Raw genomic sequence first — 18100 nt, forward strand, 5'->3', positions numbered from 1 at the left:
GCTGTCGCCCTCCTGCTTCGCCTCAGGAGGTGGAGCCGAGGGCCAGCTGCGCTTGGGCACCCGACGGTGCAGGGTGAACCGCACCAGCCTTTTGTCGTTTGTGGCTAAACCGCCAACTCGAACGTCCTCCTCAGCAACTCGGCAAAGTCCACTCGCGGCGTTCTCTGCTTCATCCGCTCCGTTCTGGCCGCTGCCTCCTTCCCCGCTCTCGCCTCCTCCTCACCTGCTTGGGGGAGCAGAAATGGCCGCAGTTTGGCGCCTGGAGCGAAGACGCCGTGGAACCTCGTGAGGTTTGCCCGAGGCACCAGGGACGCCACACGTCGTAACAGTTCCAGTCCGGTGAAGTGCAGGTGCGTCGTACCGTTTCATGGATGGGAACGAGCACTGCTTCCAGGCGGTGAGGTAGCGCGGGCCAGGGGAGGTGCCGCCGCTGCTGGAGCAAGAAGTCGAGGTCGCGGCGGAGCCGCGTCGTTCGCTAGGGGCCGGGGCGCGGGTCGGGCAGGACGGGGAGTTGGAGGGAGATGTCCGCGTCAACGCCCTCGCCGCCGGGGGCGCCGTCCTCTCCGAGGGACAGAATGACAGGCCCGCCATCCCTCACGTGGTACAGGTAGTCATGGCCCCAGGGGTCTTGGGGGAGGAACTTCAGAATCCCCGCGTCCACCAGAGGCTGGAAGCCGCTCGCCTCATCTGGATAGCGGCCGTGCTTCCTCGCATACACGGAGAAGGCGCTCCGCAGCTCCCGGAGATCCAGGCCGGCACGGTCCCGGGCCGCATCCTGGCTGGGGAGGACCACCACGAGCACCGAGCCGGCCGCGAGGCCGAGCACGAGGAGGACGAGGAGGAGTCGTCGTGGACGTCTTCTCGCGCACACGTTCGAGGTGCATCTGCGTCACGCGCTGCGCGGAGAGCGTCTCCCTCCCCGGAGGAGTGCGAGGTTCCCTCGGATGGGGGGTGCTGCCGGCGGTGGAGCCGTTCAGAATCCGGCTTCCACTCAGAGGGCCACATCATGAGCAGCTCGAATCGAAAGACCGCCAGCTTCGGGGTTCCTTGGGAAAAGGCGTATGGCTACGTGCAGGCCGTACGCGTGAACAACACCATCTACGTCTCCGGCCAGCTTTCGCACACCCCGCGGGGCGAGCTCGTCGCTCCGGCAACGCTGGGCGCGGGCGGCAAGCCCGCGGACTTCTCGACCATGGAAGCGCAGATGAAGCGCACCTACGAGAATGCCGAGGTGCTGCTGGCCGAACTGGGCGCGACCCTGGCGGACGTGGTGGAAGAAACGCTGTTCGTGCTCGACGTTCCGTCTGCCTTCGCAGCCAGTTCGAAGGTGCGGCCGCGGGTCTACAAGCAAGCGGTGCCGCAGGTTGCCAGCAATCTCATCGGCGTGTCTGCCTTGGCCTTCCCCGAGCAGCTCATCGAGATTGCTTTCAGGGCGGAAGTCCAGGGCTGAGCCCGGCCGCGCGCGAGGCCGGGCGTGGAGCTGGTGCCCTCCCCCCACTTCTACCCGTAGAGCTCATCGCCACGGGCCGCATCGCGGAGCACGTCAAGCCGCTGTGAGGCGGGCGGGCACCGCTGGAGTCGGGTGCCCGCCGTTGCCGCGAGCGGACTACCCGTTGATGTAGGCGCCGCCGATGTTGATGTTCGGCTGGCCGCTGCGCCCATCCGCGAGCGAGACGCCCGCGTTGATGAGCTCGAACATGTCCGTGAGGTCCCCCGGGTTGGCGCCCTGGAGGGCCTCGTCACCGAAGAACGGCGCCCACGCGCCCTCGATGATGGAGCCGGCGAGCTTGGTGACGGCGTCCTTGGACGCGCTCACGTCGCCAGCGAACTTGTCACCGAGCCAGTTGAACACCGCGTCCACGCTCGCGCGGTCTCCGGTGCCGCTCTTGATCTTGCTGTAGGCGCCGGACACCGGGCTGGCCTCGATGGCGGTCTCCACGAGGCTGCCCATCACGTCCACGATGGCCTTCTTGCGCGCGTGCTCGTCGCCGATGTCCTTCAGCGCGCCCTCCGCGCCCTGGTAGAGCGCGCCGAGGAGGAAGCCCATGTTGCGCGCCAGGATGTTTCCGCGATCCGCCATGAAGGCGTCGTTGCCCTTGCTCGCGGCCAGCTCGTCGACGATGCCCTGCTCGTTGCCCACGCCCAGGTATTTCTGCAGCGCCTGCGTCACCTTCTCGCGGCTGCCCTCGCTGCGGAAGGCGACGTGGTCGAAGAACTTCGCCAGCGCCTGGCCCTCCCGGTCGTGGAGGCGGTGGGAGGTGTTGGCGGACGTGTTGACGATGCCCTCGGTGTCCGCCGCGAACATGTTGGCCAGCGCCCGGTGCGTCCCCGCGCCCTCGGCGAAGAAGTCACCGTCCACCGCCTTGGAGACCTTCTGGAAGGTCTCGATGCGCAGCTCGCGCGCGGCCAGTCTCGCTTCCGGCGTGTTGCCGAAATTGGCGGGGTTGATGCGCGACACGTCCATCAGGAACTCGTTCACCCCGGCCCGCACGTCCGCCTGGAAGTTCGCCCCGGCGTCGACGTCCGGCGCGCCGTAGCGCTCGGAGGTGGTGAGCTTGTCGAGGAACTGCGTGCGCTGCTCGTGGGTGAGGTTGACGATGGGGCCCATGCCGCCGGTGCTCGGGCTGCCCGTCGTGGAGCCCAGCGCCCACGCCACCGCGCGCGCCTCCTCGGGCGACAGCGACTCCGGGTTCGCCTTGAACTCGTCGAGGTACTTGTTGGCGAAGTCATTCTTGAGCGCGTCGCTGCCCGCGTGGGCGACGAGCCACGCCGCGGTGGAGACGCCCGGCGCCGAGGTGTACTGCTCGCCGTTCTGGATGCGCTCCAGCGCGCCCGCGGCCTCGGCCTTGCCCGGCGAGCCGGCGGGCTGCGAGTGGAGGGTGCCCAGCATCTTCGCAACGTTCTCGAGCTTGGTGCGGTAGTCCGGGTTCACGGCATTGGGGTTGCTGACGTATTCGACGCCCTCCGCCAGGGTCCTGCCGAGCATCTCGGAGCCGAGGCTCTGCACGAGCTTGCCCTGGTCCGCGGGGGAGTACGCCTCGGACGCGGCCGACAGGATGTTGACGGCGAGACCCGGGCCGTTGTCCGAGTCCTCACGCACGTGGCCCATCATCTCGGCCACGCGGTCCGCCCCCAGGGCGTTCATCAGCTCGCGGCGGAACGCGACGTCCTCGGGGCTGTTGGTGTTGTGCTCGCTGAGCGCGATGGAGAGCCCGATGCCCTGGGCCTGCGGCTGGAACTCGTTGATTTCGTCAATGGCCGCCTGGACCTCGGGAGAGACCTGCGTGCCGCCCTGGCCAACGGGCCCCCCCTGGGCGACGGGGCCGGGGTTGCGGACCGTCGTGTTCTGGGCCAGCGGGGTGCCGCCCGCGTTGGCCACCGGACCGGGCTGGAAGGTCTGGGCCGTGGTGCCACCAAGGAGGTTCTGGAACTGCGCCTGGGGCTTCGTCGAGCCGGCCTCGAAGCCGTCCTTGTTCAGCCGGTTCCGGACGGAGCTCGGCTCCAGCTTCTTCGGGGCGGGCGTCTCCACCTTCGGCTCGGGAGGCTTGCGCTCTTCGACGCGGTGGGACTTCGAGGCCTTGCTGCCGCCGTCAACCTTCATGGACATGGAACTACCCCCCTCTCGGCCAGGTGGGCCGCGATGTGTCTGAGACATTATCGTGCGGGGGCTCGGCGGGTTGTGTACCGGGTGGACAAACATCTGCCACGGGCGCACTCCCGGAAAAAGCCGTGGCCGGCCCCTCGAGTGGAGGGAGCTGGGCGTGGTGTTCCGAGTTCACGCATCAGCTCACCGAGGGCTCCACGGTGCTCCGAGGAGCCAGACGCATGGGCTGTGCCCGTCCGTAGGTGAGCGAGCGCCACAGCCACTCGGCCGGGCCGAAGCGGAAGCGTGCCAGCCACCACTGGCTGAGGGGCACCTGGAGCGCGAAGAGGATGAGCGTGAGCGCCACGCAGCGCGATGGCGGCATCCGTCCGATGAGGCCCAGTCCCCAGCCGTCATAGATGCAGAGGCTCACCACGGTCTGCAGCAGGTAGTGGGTGAGCGCCATGCGGCCCACCGGTGCGAGCACCTCCTGCACCTTCCACCACCACTGCTCGCGCTGCAGGAGCAGGGCGAAGGCGGCCACGTACACCGCGGCCAGACCCAGCAAGCCCAGCTCCCCGAGGGTGGGCAGGGCGAACATCCAGTGGTCCTTCGCCGGATCCACGACCCCCGCGATGCGCAGGCGCTGCGCCACCCCCCATGCGCCGTTGCCCAGCACGCCCACCACTGCACCCCAGACGAGCATCCGGCGGTACGAGGCCCGGTGGCGCTCCACGTCCTGGAGCAACAGGTACCGCCCCGCGAGCAGGCCCAGCAGGAAGCGGCCCAGGGTGACGCTCATCCAGAGCAGCCGTTTGAACTGGGGGAGGACGAACATGGCGTATTGCGCGTTCGCCGCCTGGGCCAGCTGGAAGGAACCGCTGGAGAGTCCCTCCAGGAAGAGTGTCCGCGCCTGGGCCTCTTGCGCTTCACTGGCCTTCGCGGCCTCGGCCGCCGCCTGGGCGCCGGACATCAGCAGGGGCACGAAGTGCTGGAGGGCGGAGACGAGAAGCGGCACTCCCACGATCAGCACCAGCGCCCAGATGAGCACCGTCCGATTCGAGCTCCGGAGGAAGAGCAGCAGCGCGAAGCCCACCAGGGCGTAGGAGGCGAGCACGTCGCCCACCCAGAGCCCGAACATGTGCGTCACACCGATGCCCAGCAGCACCAGCAGCCGCCGCGAGTACAGGGGGACGATGGGGACGCCCCGGGCCTCGGCGCGCGTGAGCTGGATGGAGAAGCCCAGCCCGAAGAGGAAGGAGAAGAGGACGACGAACTTCTGGTTGACGAAGAAGTAGTAGAGCGCGGTGACGACGCTCTCGAGGGGAGGCGCCGACAGCGCCTGGATCTGCTCGCGTGGCAGGAGCGCGCGGCCGCTGAACCACGAGAAGCTGTTGGAGACGAAGACGCCGCACAGCGCGAAGCCGCGCAACACGTCCACGAGGAGTACTCGCTCGGTGACGTCCACCGGGCGGGCGTGGGCTCCGGAGGGCGGCGCGGGAGGAGTGGGCTCGAACATGTGTCCAGCAGATGCCCGAGGGACTCCTCGGTCAATCCGCCCCTCCCCGTCGTACGGGGGGCGACCATCCACCACACGACGGCCCTGTCGTCGCACCACGCGGGAGTCATGCGGAACTCTTCCCTGATGAACACCCGCGGCCCACCCGACTCCGAATCCACCGAGCCCACCGCTCCGTCCGTGGAGGCGGCCTTCCAGGCGGCTCCCGAGGAATGGGTGGCGGAGAGCCTGGAGGGCGTGCTGCACCTCCGTCCGCGTCCGGCCCGTCCTCATGCGTCCGAGTGAGGCGCGTGAGCGTCACCCGGCGCTCTCAAGTAGTCGTCGCAACAGCTGACGCGAATACTTCGGCGGGCGTTCGCCATGCAAGTGTTTGACGCGGATGCCCGTTGAGCTCGTGCGCGATGGCATCAGCCTCTTCGGGCCGGCCACGGCCGGTGCGGACCCCGCCGCCGCCGAGGCCATGCTGCGCCTGCTGATGTCGAGCCCGCAGACGCCCTGAGCATGGGGCGGCTCGCCCCCCTTCGGACTTCACGTGGTGGTGGCGACTTCTCACCAACCCAGACGGCCCCTCCAGCAAGGGGGCCGCAGGGGCGTGAGCTTCTGGAGCAGCCGAGCTGTGTGCCAGGCCGGTGTAGGGGGCCGAGCCTCCCATGGGGCCCACCGCTGACGGCCCGCGTCGGCCTGAGGCTGCGCGGCATCCCCTGAGAAAATGGAAATCCACTCTCTCTGCTTTCGTCGGGCCGCTCGGCGACTTGTAGAGCCGGCCTGTAGCACCAAGCCAGCAGGGAGCAGAAACACACATGCAACGAAACATCGGACGAACGTTCGTCGGCGCGCTTGCGCTGGCGAGCGTAGCGGCGGGGTGTACCTCGAAGGACGACTCCGGGGAGTCATTGACGGAAACGAAGCAGGGGCTGGGAGGACCCGACTTCGTGGTGACGGCGCTGCGTGCGCCGCCCAGCACGCCTCCCGGCAGCCCGTTCGAAGCGACGGTGACGGTCTGCAACCAGGGGGACGTGGGGATCGGGACGGAGGTGGCGCTGGTGCTGTCGGATGACACCAGCCTCTCCATCTCAACAGACACCCGGGGTGGGAGCGTACACCTGGGCTACCTGCCGGCCGGCGGCTGCGAGACGCGCTCGCTGCAGGTCAGCCCCGCGCCGTCGGCAGGCGCGTGGTACGTGGGCGCGCTCGTGGACCCGTACGGCCGCGAGCTCGAGTCCGACGAGCGCAACAACACGCGGCTGCACGGTCCGATGAGCGTGGGGTACGGCCCCGACTTCGTCGTCACCCGGGTGGACGGGCCCCCCAGCGCGCGGGAGGGCCAGCTCCTGAGCTTCTTCGCCACGGTCTGCAACCAGGGCACCGAGCCCGGTGACGCCCCCGTCGAGCTGTCCCTGTCCACGGACACCGTCATCCGTCCCGGCACCGGCCCACTGGATGATGCGCCCTTTGGCAGGGCGCCCTCCGACACACTGAGGCCCGGCCAGTGCCAGACCCTCCCGGTGCAGGGCAGGGTCCAAACGCCCTTCCCGAGCAGTGGAAGTGCCTACTACGTGGGCGCGGTGGTGGACCCGCAGGCTTCGCGCCCCGAGCTGCGCGAGGACAACAACACCCACGCGGCCTTCCGCATCGGCGTGGGCGACGCGCCGGACTTCGTCGTCACCTCCGTCACCGGCCCCGCGAGCGTGCAGCGCTTCCAGCCGTTCCCCGTACAGGTCACGGTCTGCAACCAGGGGACGCAAGCCGGCGGCGCGCAGGTGGGGCTCTTCATGTCCGCCGACGCGGTCATCCGCCCCAACACCGGCCCAGGGCCCATGGAGGACGCACCCGCGGGCCAGGCCTCGGTGGGCTTCCTCGTCCCCGGCCAGTGCTCCACGCTCCCGGTCCAGGCCTACGCCCAGCTGCCCCCTCAGGGTGAGGAGGGGCCGTACCACCTGGGCGCGGTGGTGGACCCGAATGGCACCGTCTCCGAGATCCTGGAGGACAACAACACCTCGTCGGGCCATCGCCTCGGCGTGGGCCACCGACCGGACTTCGTCGTCACCGCCGTGAAGGCCCCCGCCAGCGTGCGGGAGGGCGAGCCGCACGGCGCGCAGGTCACGGTCTGCAACCAGGGCACCGCGTGGGGCGATACAGAGGTGGAGCTGTACATGTCCGTCGATGAGGTCATCCACCCCCGCATCGGACAAGCCTCCTCCGAGGACCGCCTGGTGGGTCGAGGGGTCTCGGGCCTCCTCGCTCCGAGCCAGTGCACCACGCTGGCGATGCCGGGCGAGGCGGGGCTGCCCTACCCGGGCACTCCGGGCGCGTACCACCTGGGCGCGGTGGTGGACCCGCGTCAGTGGATGACGGAGCTTCGCGAGGACAACAACACCTCGGCGGGCCAGCGGCTGGGGGTGGGTGACGGGCCGGACTTCGTCGTCACCGCCGTGAAGGGCCCCGCCAGCGTGCGGGAGGGCGAGCCGCACGGCGCGCAGGTGACGGTCTGCAACCAGGGCACCGAGTGGGGCGCGGCCGAGGTGGAGGTCTACCTGTCCGCGGACGAGCACATCCAGCCCAGCGACAACTCAGGCCCCTCGGAGGACCGCTTCGTGGGCGGGGCCCCGACGGACACCCTGGCGCCGGGACAGTGCACCACGCTGGCGGTGCCGGGCTCGACGTGGCTGCCCGCTCCGGGCATGCCGGGCGGCTACCAGCTGGGCGCGGTGGTGGACCCGCGCAACCAGCGCACGGAGCTGCGGGAGGACAACAACATCGCGTCCGGCTACCGCATCGGCGTGGGCGCGGAGCCCGACTTCATCATCACCGCCGTGAAGGGCCCCGCGAGCGTGCAGGTCGGCCAGTCCCTGACGGCGCAGGTGACGGTGTGCAACCAGGGCACCGAGCCGAGTGGCACCTGGGTGGAGCTGCTCCTGTCCGCGGACGCCATCCTCCGGCCCAACCCGGGCGGGGGAATGGTGGAGGACCTGCGCGTGGGTGAGGCCCTGGTGGACGTCCTCCAACCGGGCCGGTGCGCCACCGTTCCGGTGACGGGCCTCGCGACCCCGCCGCCTCCGGGCAGTCAGGGGGCGTACTACCTGGGCGCGGTGGTGGATCCGCGCGGCCAGGACCTGGAGCTGCGGGAGGACAACAACATCGCGTCCGGCTACCGCCTGGGGTTGGGCACCGAGTCGGACTTCGTGGTCACCTCCGTCACCGGGCCCTTCAGCGTGCAGCCGGGCAGCGCCTTCAGCGTGAGCGTCGCCGTCTGCAACCAGGGCCAGCAGGGCGGCATCGCGGACGTGGACGTGTACCTGTCGGCGGACGCCACCGTCCGGCCGACCTCGCTCGCGCCGGCCGAGGACTTCCCGGTGGGCACGGTGCGGGGCGTGGCGCTCAGCCCGGGCCAGTGCGCCACACGGACCGTGAGCGCCACGGCGCCCTCGGTGGTGGAGGGCGCCTACTACCTGGGCGCGGTGGTGGACCCGCGCAACGACGCCGTGGAGCTCATCGAGGACAACAACGTCTTCACGGGCAACCGCATCGGCGTGGGCAGCCGGGAGGACTTCGTCGTCACGGCCGTCACGGGTCCGAGCAGCGTGAAGCCGGGGAGCACCTTCAGCGCCAGCGTCACGGTGTGCAACCGGGGACAGCAGGCGGCCACGGTGGACGTGGACGTGTACCTGTCCGCGGACAGGGTCATCCGTCCGGCGTCACCGCCCCGGTTCGTGGAGGACTTCCTGCTGGGCACGGTGGCGGGGGTGTCCCTCAACGCGGGCCAGTGCGCCAGCCACGCGCTGGGCGTGACGGCGCTATCGTGGCTGCCGGAGGGCGGATACTTCCTGGGTGCGGTGGCGGACCCGCGGCTGCAGCGAGCGGAGCTCATCGAGGACAACAACATCGTCACGGGCAGCCGCATCGGCGTGGGCCTGAGGCCGGACTTCGTCATCACGGGGGTCTTCGCACCCGCCAGCGTGCGGCAGGGCGCCGCGTTCGCGGTGAACGTCATGGTGTGCAACCAGGGGCAGGCCCCGAGCACCACGGACGTGGACCTGTTCCTCTCCGCGGACGGCGTCATCCGCCCGCCGGCGGGCTCGCTGCCGCCGGAGGACCTCTACCTGGGCACGGTGACGGGGGTGTCGCTCGGCGTGGGCCAGTGCGTCATTCGCTCGCGCATGGTGAACGCCAACGTGATGACCACGGGCGCGTACTTCGTGGGCGCCGTGGCGGACGCGGCCGGAGCGCGTCAGGAAATCCTCGAGGACAACAACGCCCAGCCGGGCACCATCGTGTCCGTCACGCCTTGAGCTGAGTCGTAAGAGCCGGCCCGCCTCGTCCCTTCGCCCCGGGGCGCGGCGTGTGCCGGGGCTCTTCAGCGAATCGTCGATGCGGCGCGCGGGCGGCAGGCTGGAGACGGCCCGGTGCTTGGGGGTCTACCGGAGTGATGGAGCGCAGGAGCCGCCCGTTCCGGTCGATGCACTCGCCCATGCTCGAGGTCCGCGTCGGCCTGCCAATGCTTGCGGATGCACTCGTACCCAAGATACAACAATATTCCGATTGTTCATGTAAAGCTGGTTTTCGCAAAGACACTTCGAGGCTTCGCTCATCGAGGGGGAAGCCCCCGAGTGAAAGCCGCCGCGACGAGGCGCTCCGCCTCGCCGACCCCCTGCAACGAGGAGCGCGGGTGATGCTGCACAAGACGGGTGTTCCCACCATTCTCATCTGGAGCAGCCTGTGTCTGCTCATGGCATGTGACAACACGCCCAGGGCCACAGAGGTCATCAAGTCCCATGGCCCTGAAGAGGGCTCCGCGGCGCTGGTGCTTCTCATCGAGCGGGCAGGCGGCGAGGGGCCGTACGTCGAGGGGGCGACGGAGCACTTCCGCGTCGTCACCTCGGACGAGACGTTCAAGTCGGTGCGCTGGAGCGTGAGCGCGGGTCTCGTCACGCCCGACTCCGAGCGCGTCAGCTGGACGCTGCCCCCGGCTGGACAGGCCGTCCTGTCCGTATCGGTGGAGACGCAGTCGGGGAAGACGGCCGAGGGCGCATTCACGTTCAACGTGGTCGCCGCTTCGCTCGCCGCGGGCATCGCCATCGATTCGGGACCGGATGTGACGGGCAGCGCCTGCGAGCTCGCGTTCGACAACGCCGGAAGGGGGCACCTCCTCTACCTCAACGACACCCACCGCTCCCTCTGGTACGCGCGCTGGGATGGCACGACCTGGACGAGGGAGCAGGTGGACGGTCCCGGCTTCGGCACCGGGGGTTTCATCTCGGCCTTCGCGCTCGCGCTCGACGCCGTGAGCGGGACACCGCACGTCGCGTACCTGAAGGGGTATGGCAGCCCGGGTGGTGCGCCCGGCTTCAATCGCATTTGGTACGCCACGCGCGTCAATGGCGCGTGGGTCACCGAGAACACGGCTCCCGTGAATCGCTCCCCCAACACCCGGGTCAGCATCGCACTCGACCCCGCGCAGGGACTGCGGCCCGTCATCGTCGTCAGTGACAACGTCACCTCCCTCTCGTCGCTGACCCGGACGGCGCCAAACACCTGGAGCCCCGCGATCATCGATGCCACGTCCGGCACCGCGGTCGAGTACGTCATGGGCGATGTCGCCTTCGATGCGGCGGGGACGTTGTACATCCCCGTGACCACGGGCAGCGGCGGGCCCATCTACCTGACCGCGGTCCGGGGGACGACGGCCGAAAGCCTCCGCCTGGAGCCGGTGGACCTCGCGAACCGCTGGCTCCCGATGGTCTGGGGACCTGGCAACCATCTCCTGATGCTGGCGAGCGGTGGCTCGCTGGGTGCGAGGATGGGCCTGCTGGACATCACCGTCGCGAGCCCCTTCTCCGCGAGCACGTACACCGCCTTTCCGGTCGACAACGAGAACGACGCCAGCGACCTGGCGTATGCCGGCAAGCTGTTCATCGCCCACCGCCATGGGACGGCACTCGAGCTCATCACCCCCGACGCACGGAACCTCTGGACGTACACCCAGATTGGGACGGCGCAGTCGTCGTCGCGCCCGAGCATCGCGGTGCGCCCCACGACCGGCGTGGCCCACGTCTGCTACCAGCGCGATGACAAGGTGAGCTTCCAATAGGCGCTGGCCTCGAAAGGAAGATGGACAACAGATGAAGCGGCTGTGGCTGGTGGTGCTCGCGGTCGCGGGCCTCCCCAGGCAGCAGGCCTACCTCAAGGCCTTCAACACGGAGGTGGACGACTCGTTTGGCGGAGGCACTGCGCTGTCGGGAGATGGCCACACCCTGGCGGTGGGGGCGTCCAATGAGGACAGCAGGGCCACTGGCGTCAACGGCAACCCCGCGGATGAAAGCAGCGAAGAAGCCGCCGCCGTCTACATCTTCGGCCGCTGAGCAGCTTGATTATCTGCGCACGCCTTTCCGGGCGTGAGCCGCTCTCGTGGAGGGCGCCCTGGACCCTCTGCTAATTAGGGGCTTGTGCGGGCCATCTCCACGGCGTCCGCGCCCGCGGGCAGGCGGAGCGGAGCGGACGGGTCGGTCACCGCGCGCCAGATGGCCTCCGCCACGTCGAGCGACCGGGTGAACGGCTCCGACTGCTGCGCCGTCCTCCGCTCGAAGATGCCCCGCACGAAGTCGGCGTAGGACTCGGGGACGGTGACGCCCTGGTCCCGCATCCGGGCCTGCGCGTTCTGCCCGAAGGGCGTCTCCGGGGACCGGCCCGGAATCACCAGGCTCACCCGTACATTGACGGCCTGGAGCTCCAGCGCCAGCGACTCGGTGAACGCGTTGAGCGCCGCCTTGCTCGCGGTGTAGACGGAGAGCAGCGGGAGTGGCTTGAACGTCGTGCCCGACGAGACGTTCACGATGACCCCCGCCTTGCGCTGCCGGAACCCGGGCAGGAACGCCTGGGTCACGGACATCACGCCGAACACGTTCGTTTCGAAGGTGTTGCGGACCGTCTCCATCGGGGTGCCTTCGAAGACGCTCATCAGGCCCACGCCCGCGTTGTTGACCAACACGTCGATGGGGCCGGCGGCCTCCGCCAGCGCGTGGATGCTCTTCGGGTCGGTGACGTCGAGCGGGAGCACGCGCAGGTGCTCGGAGCGGGGCAGGACGTCCTCGCGCGGCGTGCGCATCGTGGCGATGACCTTCCAGCCGCGCTCGAGGAAGTAGCGGGCGGTATCGAGGCCGAAGCCGGACGAGCAGCCGGTGATCAGAATCGTCTTCATGGTGTCTCCTGGGAGGTGGCTTTCGGTGACGGATATACGGAGCGATGTCCGGACCTGCTACAACAGGGAGTCCAGATTTCATTCGCAGGAGTCCGGTCATGGTGGATCCGCTCGCTGAAGTCGTCACGCTGCTCCAGCCGGGCGCGCCGTTCTCGAAGCTCGTCAGCGCCGCGGGCCGGTGGAGGGTGCGGCGCGCGGAAGCAGGGCGGCCCTTCTACTGCGCGGTCCTCATGGGGCGGATGCGCCTGGCCATCGACGGACGCGAGCCGGTCATCCTGGAGAAGGGGGACTTCGTCCTCGTCCCCGCGGCGTTCGACTTCACGACGACGAGCGTCGAGCCGCCCAAGGGGAAGCACGAGACGCCGCGCATCATGTTGCCCGATGGGGAGATCCGGAACGGTGAACACCACGGTCCGCCGGATGTCCGGCTGATGGTGGGCTACTGCGTCTTCGCCTCTCCGGACGCGAGCCTGCTCGTGTCGCTCCTGCCCCAGTTCGTGCATGTCCGCGGTGAGCAGCGGCTCTCCTCCCTCGTGGAGCTCCTGCGGGAGGAGTCGCGCGAACGGCGGCCCGCGCGCGAGGTCATCCTCGCCCGCCTCATGGAGGTGCTCCTCATCGAAGCGCTTCGTTCCACGGCGGGCACCGCCGCGTCGCCGGGCCTGCTGCGCGGGCTCGCCGACGAGCGCCTGGCCGTCGCGATCCGCCGGATGCACGAGCACCCGACCCGGGCGTGGACCGTGGCGCAGCTGGCGAAGGAGGCCGCGCTGTCGCGCTCGACGTTCTTCGAGCGCTTCAGCCGCGCGGTGGGCGTGGCCCCCATGGAGTACCTGCTCGGCTGGCGCATGGCCCTGGCGAAGGACCTGCTGCGGCGCAAGAAGGAGGTCACGGTCGCGGAGGTCGCGGAGCAGGTTGGCTACGGCTCCGCGAGCACCTTCAGCGTGGCCTTCACCCGCCACGTCGGACTGCCGCCCACGCATTACGCGCGGGAGCGGGCGGCGTCGTGAGAGCAGCCGGGCGGACCGGCCCCGGGCGAAGGCCCTGGAGGGACACCGGCAAGGGGGCTCATGCGGCCTGTCCACCGGCCGGGAGCATCGCTCGGGCGGCGCTGTCAGCGGCCCTGCTCGGCCTCTCTGCACCCTCCCTCCCCCTCAACAGGTCAGTCGATGGCGGCCCATCAGGGCGAGTCGATGCGCAGCACGGACTCTCTGGCTCAGCGTCGCCCGGAGGGCCGCCAGCTCCTTGCAGGGGACCTGCTGCGATGCGCCCCCACCCTCAGGCGCCGTCCAGGGGGTTCTCCTGCCAGCCGACCTGCTGGTTGAGCTGGTGGGCCGCGACCGCCGCCGCTCGCCCGAGCATGCCGGTGTAGGTGGGAAACGAGAACGGGACTCGCGCCAGCTCCGCGACCCGCATCCGCGCCGCGATGGCGATTGCCGCCGCCTGCGCTGTCTCAGCGGCCCTCTCGCCGACGATATGGCACCCCAACACGGTGCCCGAGCGGTCGACGACGAGCTTGCAGAAGCCCGTCGTCCTCCCATCGATGATGGTGCGGGTGGCCGAGTCGCAGCGAACCATCGCCACGATGACATCGTGGGTTTCACGGGCCTCCGCTTCGGTCAGTCCCACCTGCGCGTACTCGGGGTCCGTGAAGCTGGCGATGGGGTTCACGGAGTATTCGCTCGTCAGGTGGGTGTCGAGCACGGCATTCGTCGCGGCGACGAAGCCGTCCTGCATCGCCGGGGGGACCAGCATTCGCCGGCCCGTGACGTCGCCCGCGGCGAAGATGTGGTGGGCGGAGGTCCGGAGCTGGTCGTCCACGGCGATGAAGCCGCGAGCCGACGTCTCGACCCCCGCGGCCGCCAGGTTCAGCCCCGCGACGTCCGCGGCCCAGCCAATCGCGACGACGGCGAGCGCCGCCTCCGCTCGCTCCTGGGCGCCAGCATGGGTGAAGTTCATCCGGACGCCGTCCCGCGTCCGCTCGAACGAGTCGATGGTGCCGAAGCCCTCGCGCACGTCGATGCCCGCCTCGCGCAGCGCGGCCCTGACGGCCACGGCCACGTCCCCGTCCTCGGTGCGCAGGATTCCAGGGCCCGCCTCGAAGAGCTGGACGCGCGAGCCGAAGGCGTTGAAGACCGAGGCCAGCTGCACCCCGGTGGCTCCCCCGCCGACGACCAGGAGTGAGGGCGGGACCTGGGTCAGGCTCCACGCATCGCTGTGGGTGGCCGTCAGCTCGGCGCCTGGGACCGGGAGCGGGCGGCTGATTCCTCCGGCGCAGATGATGAACCTGTCCGCCCGCAGCCGCTGGCCGCTTTCTGTCTCCAGGGTGTGCTCGTCGAGAAAGCGCGCGGTGCCCGCCTTCTCGCGCACGGTGACTCCAAGGTCCTCGAGCTGCTCTCGAAGAATCGAGTGCTCGCGCACGTCGTCGACGACCTCGCGCACCCGGCCGAGCAGGTGGTCGTAGTCCAGCCGCGGCGTCCCCGTTTCGATTCCATACCGGTGACACTGGCGGACCTCTCGCATCAGCCGGGCTGCATGGGCGAGCGTCCGCACTGGAACAGGTCCGTCATTGGCGGCCATGCCACCATATTCAGCGCGGGTGACGAGCGTCGTTCGTGCTCCCAGGATGGCGGCACGCATCGCCGCCGCCAGTCCCGCCGGTCCGGCGCCAATGATCAACACATCCATCGTCCGCTCCTCTAGGTACGCAGGTCTCCGAGCCAACGCAGGGCCTGGAGTCCCGGCATGAAGGCGTATTCACCGCCGCGCGTGGTGACGAAGCGCTGCAGGCCCGTCAGGCGGCGGCGAATCGGGCGGTGGGGAATCGAGAACTCACCCCTGCCGTCATGGGCTCCGGCGAGCGGGTCCTTCGTGTGTCCCCCACCGAAGAAGGCGCCTTCGTTCATCCATTCCGACTGCACGAACTCGAACTGGCGTCCGAGGTGCGCGCCGACGAATGCGAACATCAACCCTCGCTCGACACCGTCGTCTTCGAGGACTCCCTCGGGCAGAGGAGGGCCGTACGAGGTGCCCCGCCGAAGCATCCGATGCAGGCTGACGACGCCGGCGACCGAGGCGTCGCGCGGGTTCGCTCGCCGGATGTGCGAGCCGGGCGGGGTCTTGTACCCAATCGCATCGTCCTCTTGAAAGAGGAAGTCGTTGTTGCGCCGGGGGTCGGCGCCCAGCTCGGGGTCATCATGAAAGGGGCACCGTGCGAGAGGCGCTCCACTGCGCCAGCGCCCCATCATCTTCGCGGCGAGCCACTCTTCCTCCCCTGCCGCCCTGGCGTTGGCCTTCAGGTACTGGCGGAACTTCGCCACATCCTGGTGCAGCTTGCGGAAGGCGACGTAGGTCCCATTGCGGCCCAGGGCTTCGGGTACCGGCGCGGGAGGAAGTCCACCCGTTTCGTCCGGGTAGCCGAGCACGAACTCGCCTGCCTTGAGGGGACGCTCGTGTGGGTTGGAGCCGGGAACGGACGAGCCTTCGATTCCCGGAAAGCTGATTCCATCCTTGAAGCCAAAGGCCTCCCTGCCGGTGGCCAGCGAATGACAATCCTGGCGCCAGAGTGCGCGAATGCCGGGCAGGTCCTGGTAGGCACGGCGCGCACGCTCCAGCGCGCGCTCGAGCTGTTCCGTTTCCGGAGCGAGCGCGACCAGGATGACGTGGACCTTCCGGCTCCCCAGGGGCTTCTCCCAATGTTCGGGGTTGCTGGGGCCGGTATCTCCCAGCGCCTCGGCCCGCGCGGCCATGCCCTGCCGGAACTCCCACGCGAAGCTGGCGAGCGAAGCCTCGGGGACGCCGAGCGCCTCGAGCCCGGAATACGTGAGCGCGACGCTCACCCACGTATCGCCCGCGGGGCTCGTCAGGTGCGCGGCCGAGGCGACGACTTCACTCAGCCGTCGCATGAGCGCGCGTCCCGCGGCCGGGTCCTCGATGTGCAGCAGGATGTAGGTCGCGGCGTAGGGGGAGGGCCGCGCACTCAGGAGGCCGCTCTGGATGTTCTCCAACTCGAGCGCGCTGCCGTCATTCCCGTCCATGGCCGCTCCCCGCCGCTCACTTCCTGCTCGCCAGGTTCTTCCAGAAGCGGTCCAGGCTCTCGTCCATCCCGAACAGGGTGCTGAACACCGTCGAGTCGGCCATCAGGACGTCTCCGCCCCGACTACCGCTGGCGGGGAGCCAGACCAGGGCATTGAATTCGCGGTTGCCGGCCTCGGTGAAGGGATGGGGCCTGGACAGGTCGATGGGCTGCTTCGCGAGGACACGGATGGCCTTGGGGTCGTCCCGTGTCGGCGCATAGTGGGGCAGGTGCATGTGCGAGGAGAAGGTGGTGACTCCCTCCAGCCAGCCCCGGGTGTCCAGGTCCCGGTTGGCGGAGAGCGGGGCGGGCCTGTTCGAGTCCTTGTCGGCGGCGGGGCGAAGCCCGAAGCGATTCTCGATGGGGATGTCCAGCCCCTGCATCAGGGAGCGAAGGTAGCCACCGAACCGCTGCTGGCGTGGGACCAGGGAGTCTCCATGGTGGTTGTACTCCTGCGCCCGCACCTTCAGGTCATCGGACGCACCGACGTCATGGTGCGGCCCGAGCACCAGGCAGGTTCCCTCGCGGGAGAGGAACTGGCGTACCGCTTCAATCTCCGCGGGCTCCGCTGTCTGCTCCGTCACGTTGTGGTCGAGCCCGAAGACGAGCAGGGTGTCCGTATCGGCCAGGACGCGTTCGTCGAGCGGCAGCCTGAACCCGGCTTGGTCGACGCGCTGGCAGACGGGAACCCCGTGCCCCGTCACCTCCTCGACGAGGCGTTGAAAGCGGGTCCACGAGCGGAAGAACAGCTCCAGGCCTCCCGCGATGCCCTGCTGGAACAGCCCGGGGTGTGCCCACTCCCGGCCCTCCCAGCGAGGCCATTCCGCTCTCCGCACCTCGGTCATCGTCGAGAAGCGGTTGTCCATGACGGTGACGTCCCGGTTCGCTTCTCCCGGGAAGCTCCACGACACGTAGATGCTCACGCGCCGGCGGCCTGCCGTGTAGGGGCGGGGACGGTGGTTCTGATTGTAGGTCCGCGCCGGTCCCTTCGGCTGCGCTCGCACCGAATCGCTCTCTGCTCCGTACATGGCCCCTCCTACTGCATCGCATCGAGCACGGAGCTGAAGGTGCGGCGAACCTCGAGCGCCTTTTCGACCTCGGAGACCGTGGTGCCTGGATAGCTGGCGAACTCGAAGATGCTGTCGACCTGATGCTCCCTGAAGAACTGCACGAAGGCGGGAATGTTCGTCTTCCAGTCGTCGGGGAAGCCGACCATGCATTCGAAGAACGTCGCCAGGCCCGACTTCATGAACAGGCGGTGGGCATCCTCGACGTACAGCTCGAAGTCCGTGTCGAAGATGGCCTGATACATCAGCTGGGTGTCATTGTTGAGGATGACCCAGCGGGCATAGTGAAGCGTCAGGGGCTTGAGCAGCTCGTACAGCTCCCTGGGCGAGGTGGCGGCCGCGCGTTCGCGGGCCATCTTCCGAAGCAGGTCGACCTTGCCCGGCTTGATGTCACCGATGATGGTGAAGCCGTGCGCCGGAGTCTTTGGCGCGATGGGGCCGTACTTTCCGACCTGCGGCTTCGCATCCGGCATCGGAAGCGCCGCGGCGTAGGGCACTGATTCATGGTTTGCTGCCGACATTGCCGTCTCCTCGGGCCTCACTCCTAGTGGGGAGTTGGACATGGCGGAGGAGGGCTACAAGTAGCGCTGCGACGTCTGGACGGCGGTCGTCGGGCCGGAAGCTCCCAGGCAGCGAGAGAGGCGGCAGGCGCCGGCTTTGCGCCCAC

General features: G+C 69.2%; 14 protein-coding genes. 6 read left to right on the forward strand and 8 right to left on the reverse strand.

What is annotated here, in order from left to right; translation table 11 throughout:
- Nucleotides 1-475: 475 nt before the first annotated feature.
- Complete coding sequence (locus tag HG543_RS00545; protein ID WP_169342646.1) at nucleotides 476-826, reverse strand: type II secretion system protein GspG; 351 nt, start codon at nucleotides 824-826, stop codon at nucleotides 476-478.
- A 180-nt stretch (nucleotides 827-1006) separates the two neighbouring features.
- Here HG543_RS00545 and HG543_RS00550 point away from each other — a divergent pair, with 180 nt between their 5' ends.
- A complete protein-coding gene (locus HG543_RS00550) occupies nucleotides 1007-1450 on the forward strand; it encodes a RidA family protein (protein ID WP_169342647.1) in 444 nt (147 codons plus the stop codon).
- A gap of 156 nt (nucleotides 1451-1606) precedes the next feature.
- On the opposite strand, the gene HG543_RS00555 is transcribed toward HG543_RS00550, so the two are convergent.
- Nucleotides 1607-3607, reverse strand: a complete 2001-nt coding sequence (locus tag HG543_RS00555) for a hypothetical protein (protein ID WP_169342648.1) — start codon at nucleotides 3605-3607, stop codon at nucleotides 1607-1609.
- A gap of 175 nt (nucleotides 3608-3782) precedes the next feature.
- On the reverse strand, nucleotides 3783-5102 hold the full coding sequence (locus HG543_RS00560) for a DUF418 domain-containing protein (RefSeq protein ID WP_169342649.1): 1320 nt from the start codon (nucleotides 5100-5102) through the stop codon (nucleotides 3783-3785).
- Nucleotides 5103-5210: 108 nt separating this feature from the next.
- Here HG543_RS00560 and HG543_RS00565 point away from each other — a divergent pair, with 108 nt between their 5' ends.
- The 4 genes from HG543_RS00565 (at nucleotide 5211) to HG543_RS00580 (ending at nucleotide 11461) form a co-directional block, all read left to right on the forward strand.
- Nucleotides 5211-5387, forward strand: coding sequence for a hypothetical protein (locus tag HG543_RS00565; RefSeq protein ID WP_246356649.1), 177 nt, complete (start codon nucleotides 5211-5213; stop codon nucleotides 5385-5387).
- A gap of 608 nt (nucleotides 5388-5995) precedes the next feature.
- The gene (locus HG543_RS00570; RefSeq protein ID WP_169342650.1) at nucleotides 5996-9391 is read left to right on the forward strand and encodes a CARDB domain-containing protein; all 3396 of its coding nucleotides are present in this window, start codon (nucleotides 5996-5998) and stop codon (nucleotides 9389-9391) included.
- A 380-nt stretch (nucleotides 9392-9771) separates the two neighbouring features.
- Complete coding sequence (locus HG543_RS00575) at nucleotides 9772-11190, forward strand: hypothetical protein (RefSeq protein ID WP_169342651.1); 1419 nt, start codon at nucleotides 9772-9774, stop codon at nucleotides 11188-11190.
- A 31-nt stretch (nucleotides 11191-11221) separates the two neighbouring features.
- Nucleotides 11222-11461 (forward strand): hypothetical protein, encoded by a 240-nt coding sequence (locus HG543_RS00580; protein ID WP_169342652.1) that lies wholly within the window; start codon nucleotides 11222-11224, stop codon nucleotides 11459-11461.
- Between the two features lie 74 nt (nucleotides 11462-11535).
- On the opposite strand, the gene HG543_RS00585 is transcribed toward HG543_RS00580, so the two are convergent.
- Nucleotides 11536-12297, reverse strand: coding sequence for an SDR family oxidoreductase (locus tag HG543_RS00585; RefSeq protein ID WP_169342653.1), 762 nt, complete (start codon nucleotides 12295-12297; stop codon nucleotides 11536-11538).
- A 98-nt stretch (nucleotides 12298-12395) separates the two neighbouring features.
- Here HG543_RS00585 and HG543_RS00590 point away from each other — a divergent pair, with 98 nt between their 5' ends.
- Nucleotides 12396-13301, forward strand: coding sequence for an AraC family transcriptional regulator (locus HG543_RS00590; RefSeq protein WP_169342654.1), 906 nt, complete (start codon nucleotides 12396-12398; stop codon nucleotides 13299-13301).
- A gap of 268 nt (nucleotides 13302-13569) precedes the next feature.
- Here HG543_RS00590 and HG543_RS00595 read toward each other — a convergent pair whose 3' ends face one another.
- The 4 genes from HG543_RS00595 to HG543_RS00610 are packed head-to-tail and all read right to left on the reverse strand — an operon-like array spanning nucleotide 13570 to nucleotide 17954.
- Entirely contained in the window at nucleotides 13570-14979 is a 1410-nt protein-coding gene (locus tag HG543_RS00595) for a dihydrolipoyl dehydrogenase family protein (protein ID WP_169342655.1), read from the reverse strand.
- Between the two features lie 11 nt (nucleotides 14980-14990).
- Entirely contained in the window at nucleotides 14991-16328 is a 1338-nt protein-coding gene (locus HG543_RS00600) for a Dyp-type peroxidase (RefSeq protein ID WP_169342656.1), read from the reverse strand.
- Nucleotides 16329-16344: 16 nt separating this feature from the next.
- A complete protein-coding gene (locus tag HG543_RS00605) occupies nucleotides 16345-17394 on the reverse strand; it encodes a hypothetical protein (RefSeq protein WP_171817841.1) in 1050 nt (349 codons plus the stop codon).
- Between the two features lie 8 nt (nucleotides 17395-17402).
- On the reverse strand, nucleotides 17403-17954 hold the full coding sequence (locus HG543_RS00610; RefSeq protein WP_246356650.1) for a hypothetical protein: 552 nt from the start codon (nucleotides 17952-17954) through the stop codon (nucleotides 17403-17405).
- Between the last annotated feature and the right edge of the window lie 146 nt (nucleotides 17955-18100).

It is taken from the genome of Pyxidicoccus fallax, assembly GCF_012933655.1.
Classification (GTDB): Bacteria; Myxococcota; Myxococcia; order Myxococcales; family Myxococcaceae; genus Myxococcus; species Myxococcus fallax.

Excerpts from the sequence above, each read along its gene's own strand:
- HG543_RS00585 (WP_169342653.1), bottom strand. The coding sequence starts at position 12,297 with ATGAAGACGATTCTGATCACCGGCTGCTCGTCCGGCTTCGGCCTCGAT.
- HG543_RS00580 (WP_169342652.1), top strand. The coding sequence starts at position 11,222 with ATGAAGCGGCTGTGGCTGGTGGTGCTCGCGGTCGCGGGCCTCCCCAGG.
- HG543_RS00565 (WP_246356649.1), top strand. The coding sequence starts at position 5,211 with ATGCGGAACTCTTCCCTGATGAACACCCGCGGCCCACCCGACTCCGAA.
- HG543_RS00590 (WP_169342654.1), top strand. The coding sequence starts at position 12,396 with ATGGTGGATCCGCTCGCTGAAGTCGTCACGCTGCTCCAGCCGGGCGCG.
- HG543_RS00595 (WP_169342655.1), bottom strand. The coding sequence starts at position 14,979 with ATGGATGTGTTGATCATTGGCGCCGGACCGGCGGGACTGGCGGCGGCG.
- HG543_RS00560 (WP_169342649.1), bottom strand. The coding sequence starts at position 5,102 with ATGTTCGAGCCCACTCCTCCCGCGCCGCCCTCCGGAGCCCACGCCCGC.
- HG543_RS00555 (WP_169342648.1), bottom strand. The coding sequence starts at position 3,607 with ATGTCCATGAAGGTTGACGGCGGCAGCAAGGCCTCGAAGTCCCACCGC.
- HG543_RS00550 (WP_169342647.1), top strand. The coding sequence starts at position 1,007 with ATGAGCAGCTCGAATCGAAAGACCGCCAGCTTCGGGGTTCCTTGGGAA.
- HG543_RS00610 (WP_246356650.1), bottom strand. The coding sequence starts at position 17,954 with ATGTCGGCAGCAAACCATGAATCAGTGCCCTACGCCGCGGCGCTTCCG.
- HG543_RS00605 (WP_171817841.1), bottom strand. The coding sequence starts at position 17,394 with ATGTACGGAGCAGAGAGCGATTCGGTGCGAGCGCAGCCGAAGGGACCG.
- HG543_RS00600 (WP_169342656.1), bottom strand. The coding sequence starts at position 16,328 with ATGGACGGGAATGACGGCAGCGCGCTCGAGTTGGAGAACATCCAGAGC.
- HG543_RS00575 (WP_169342651.1), top strand. The coding sequence starts at position 9,772 with ATGCTGCACAAGACGGGTGTTCCCACCATTCTCATCTGGAGCAGCCTG.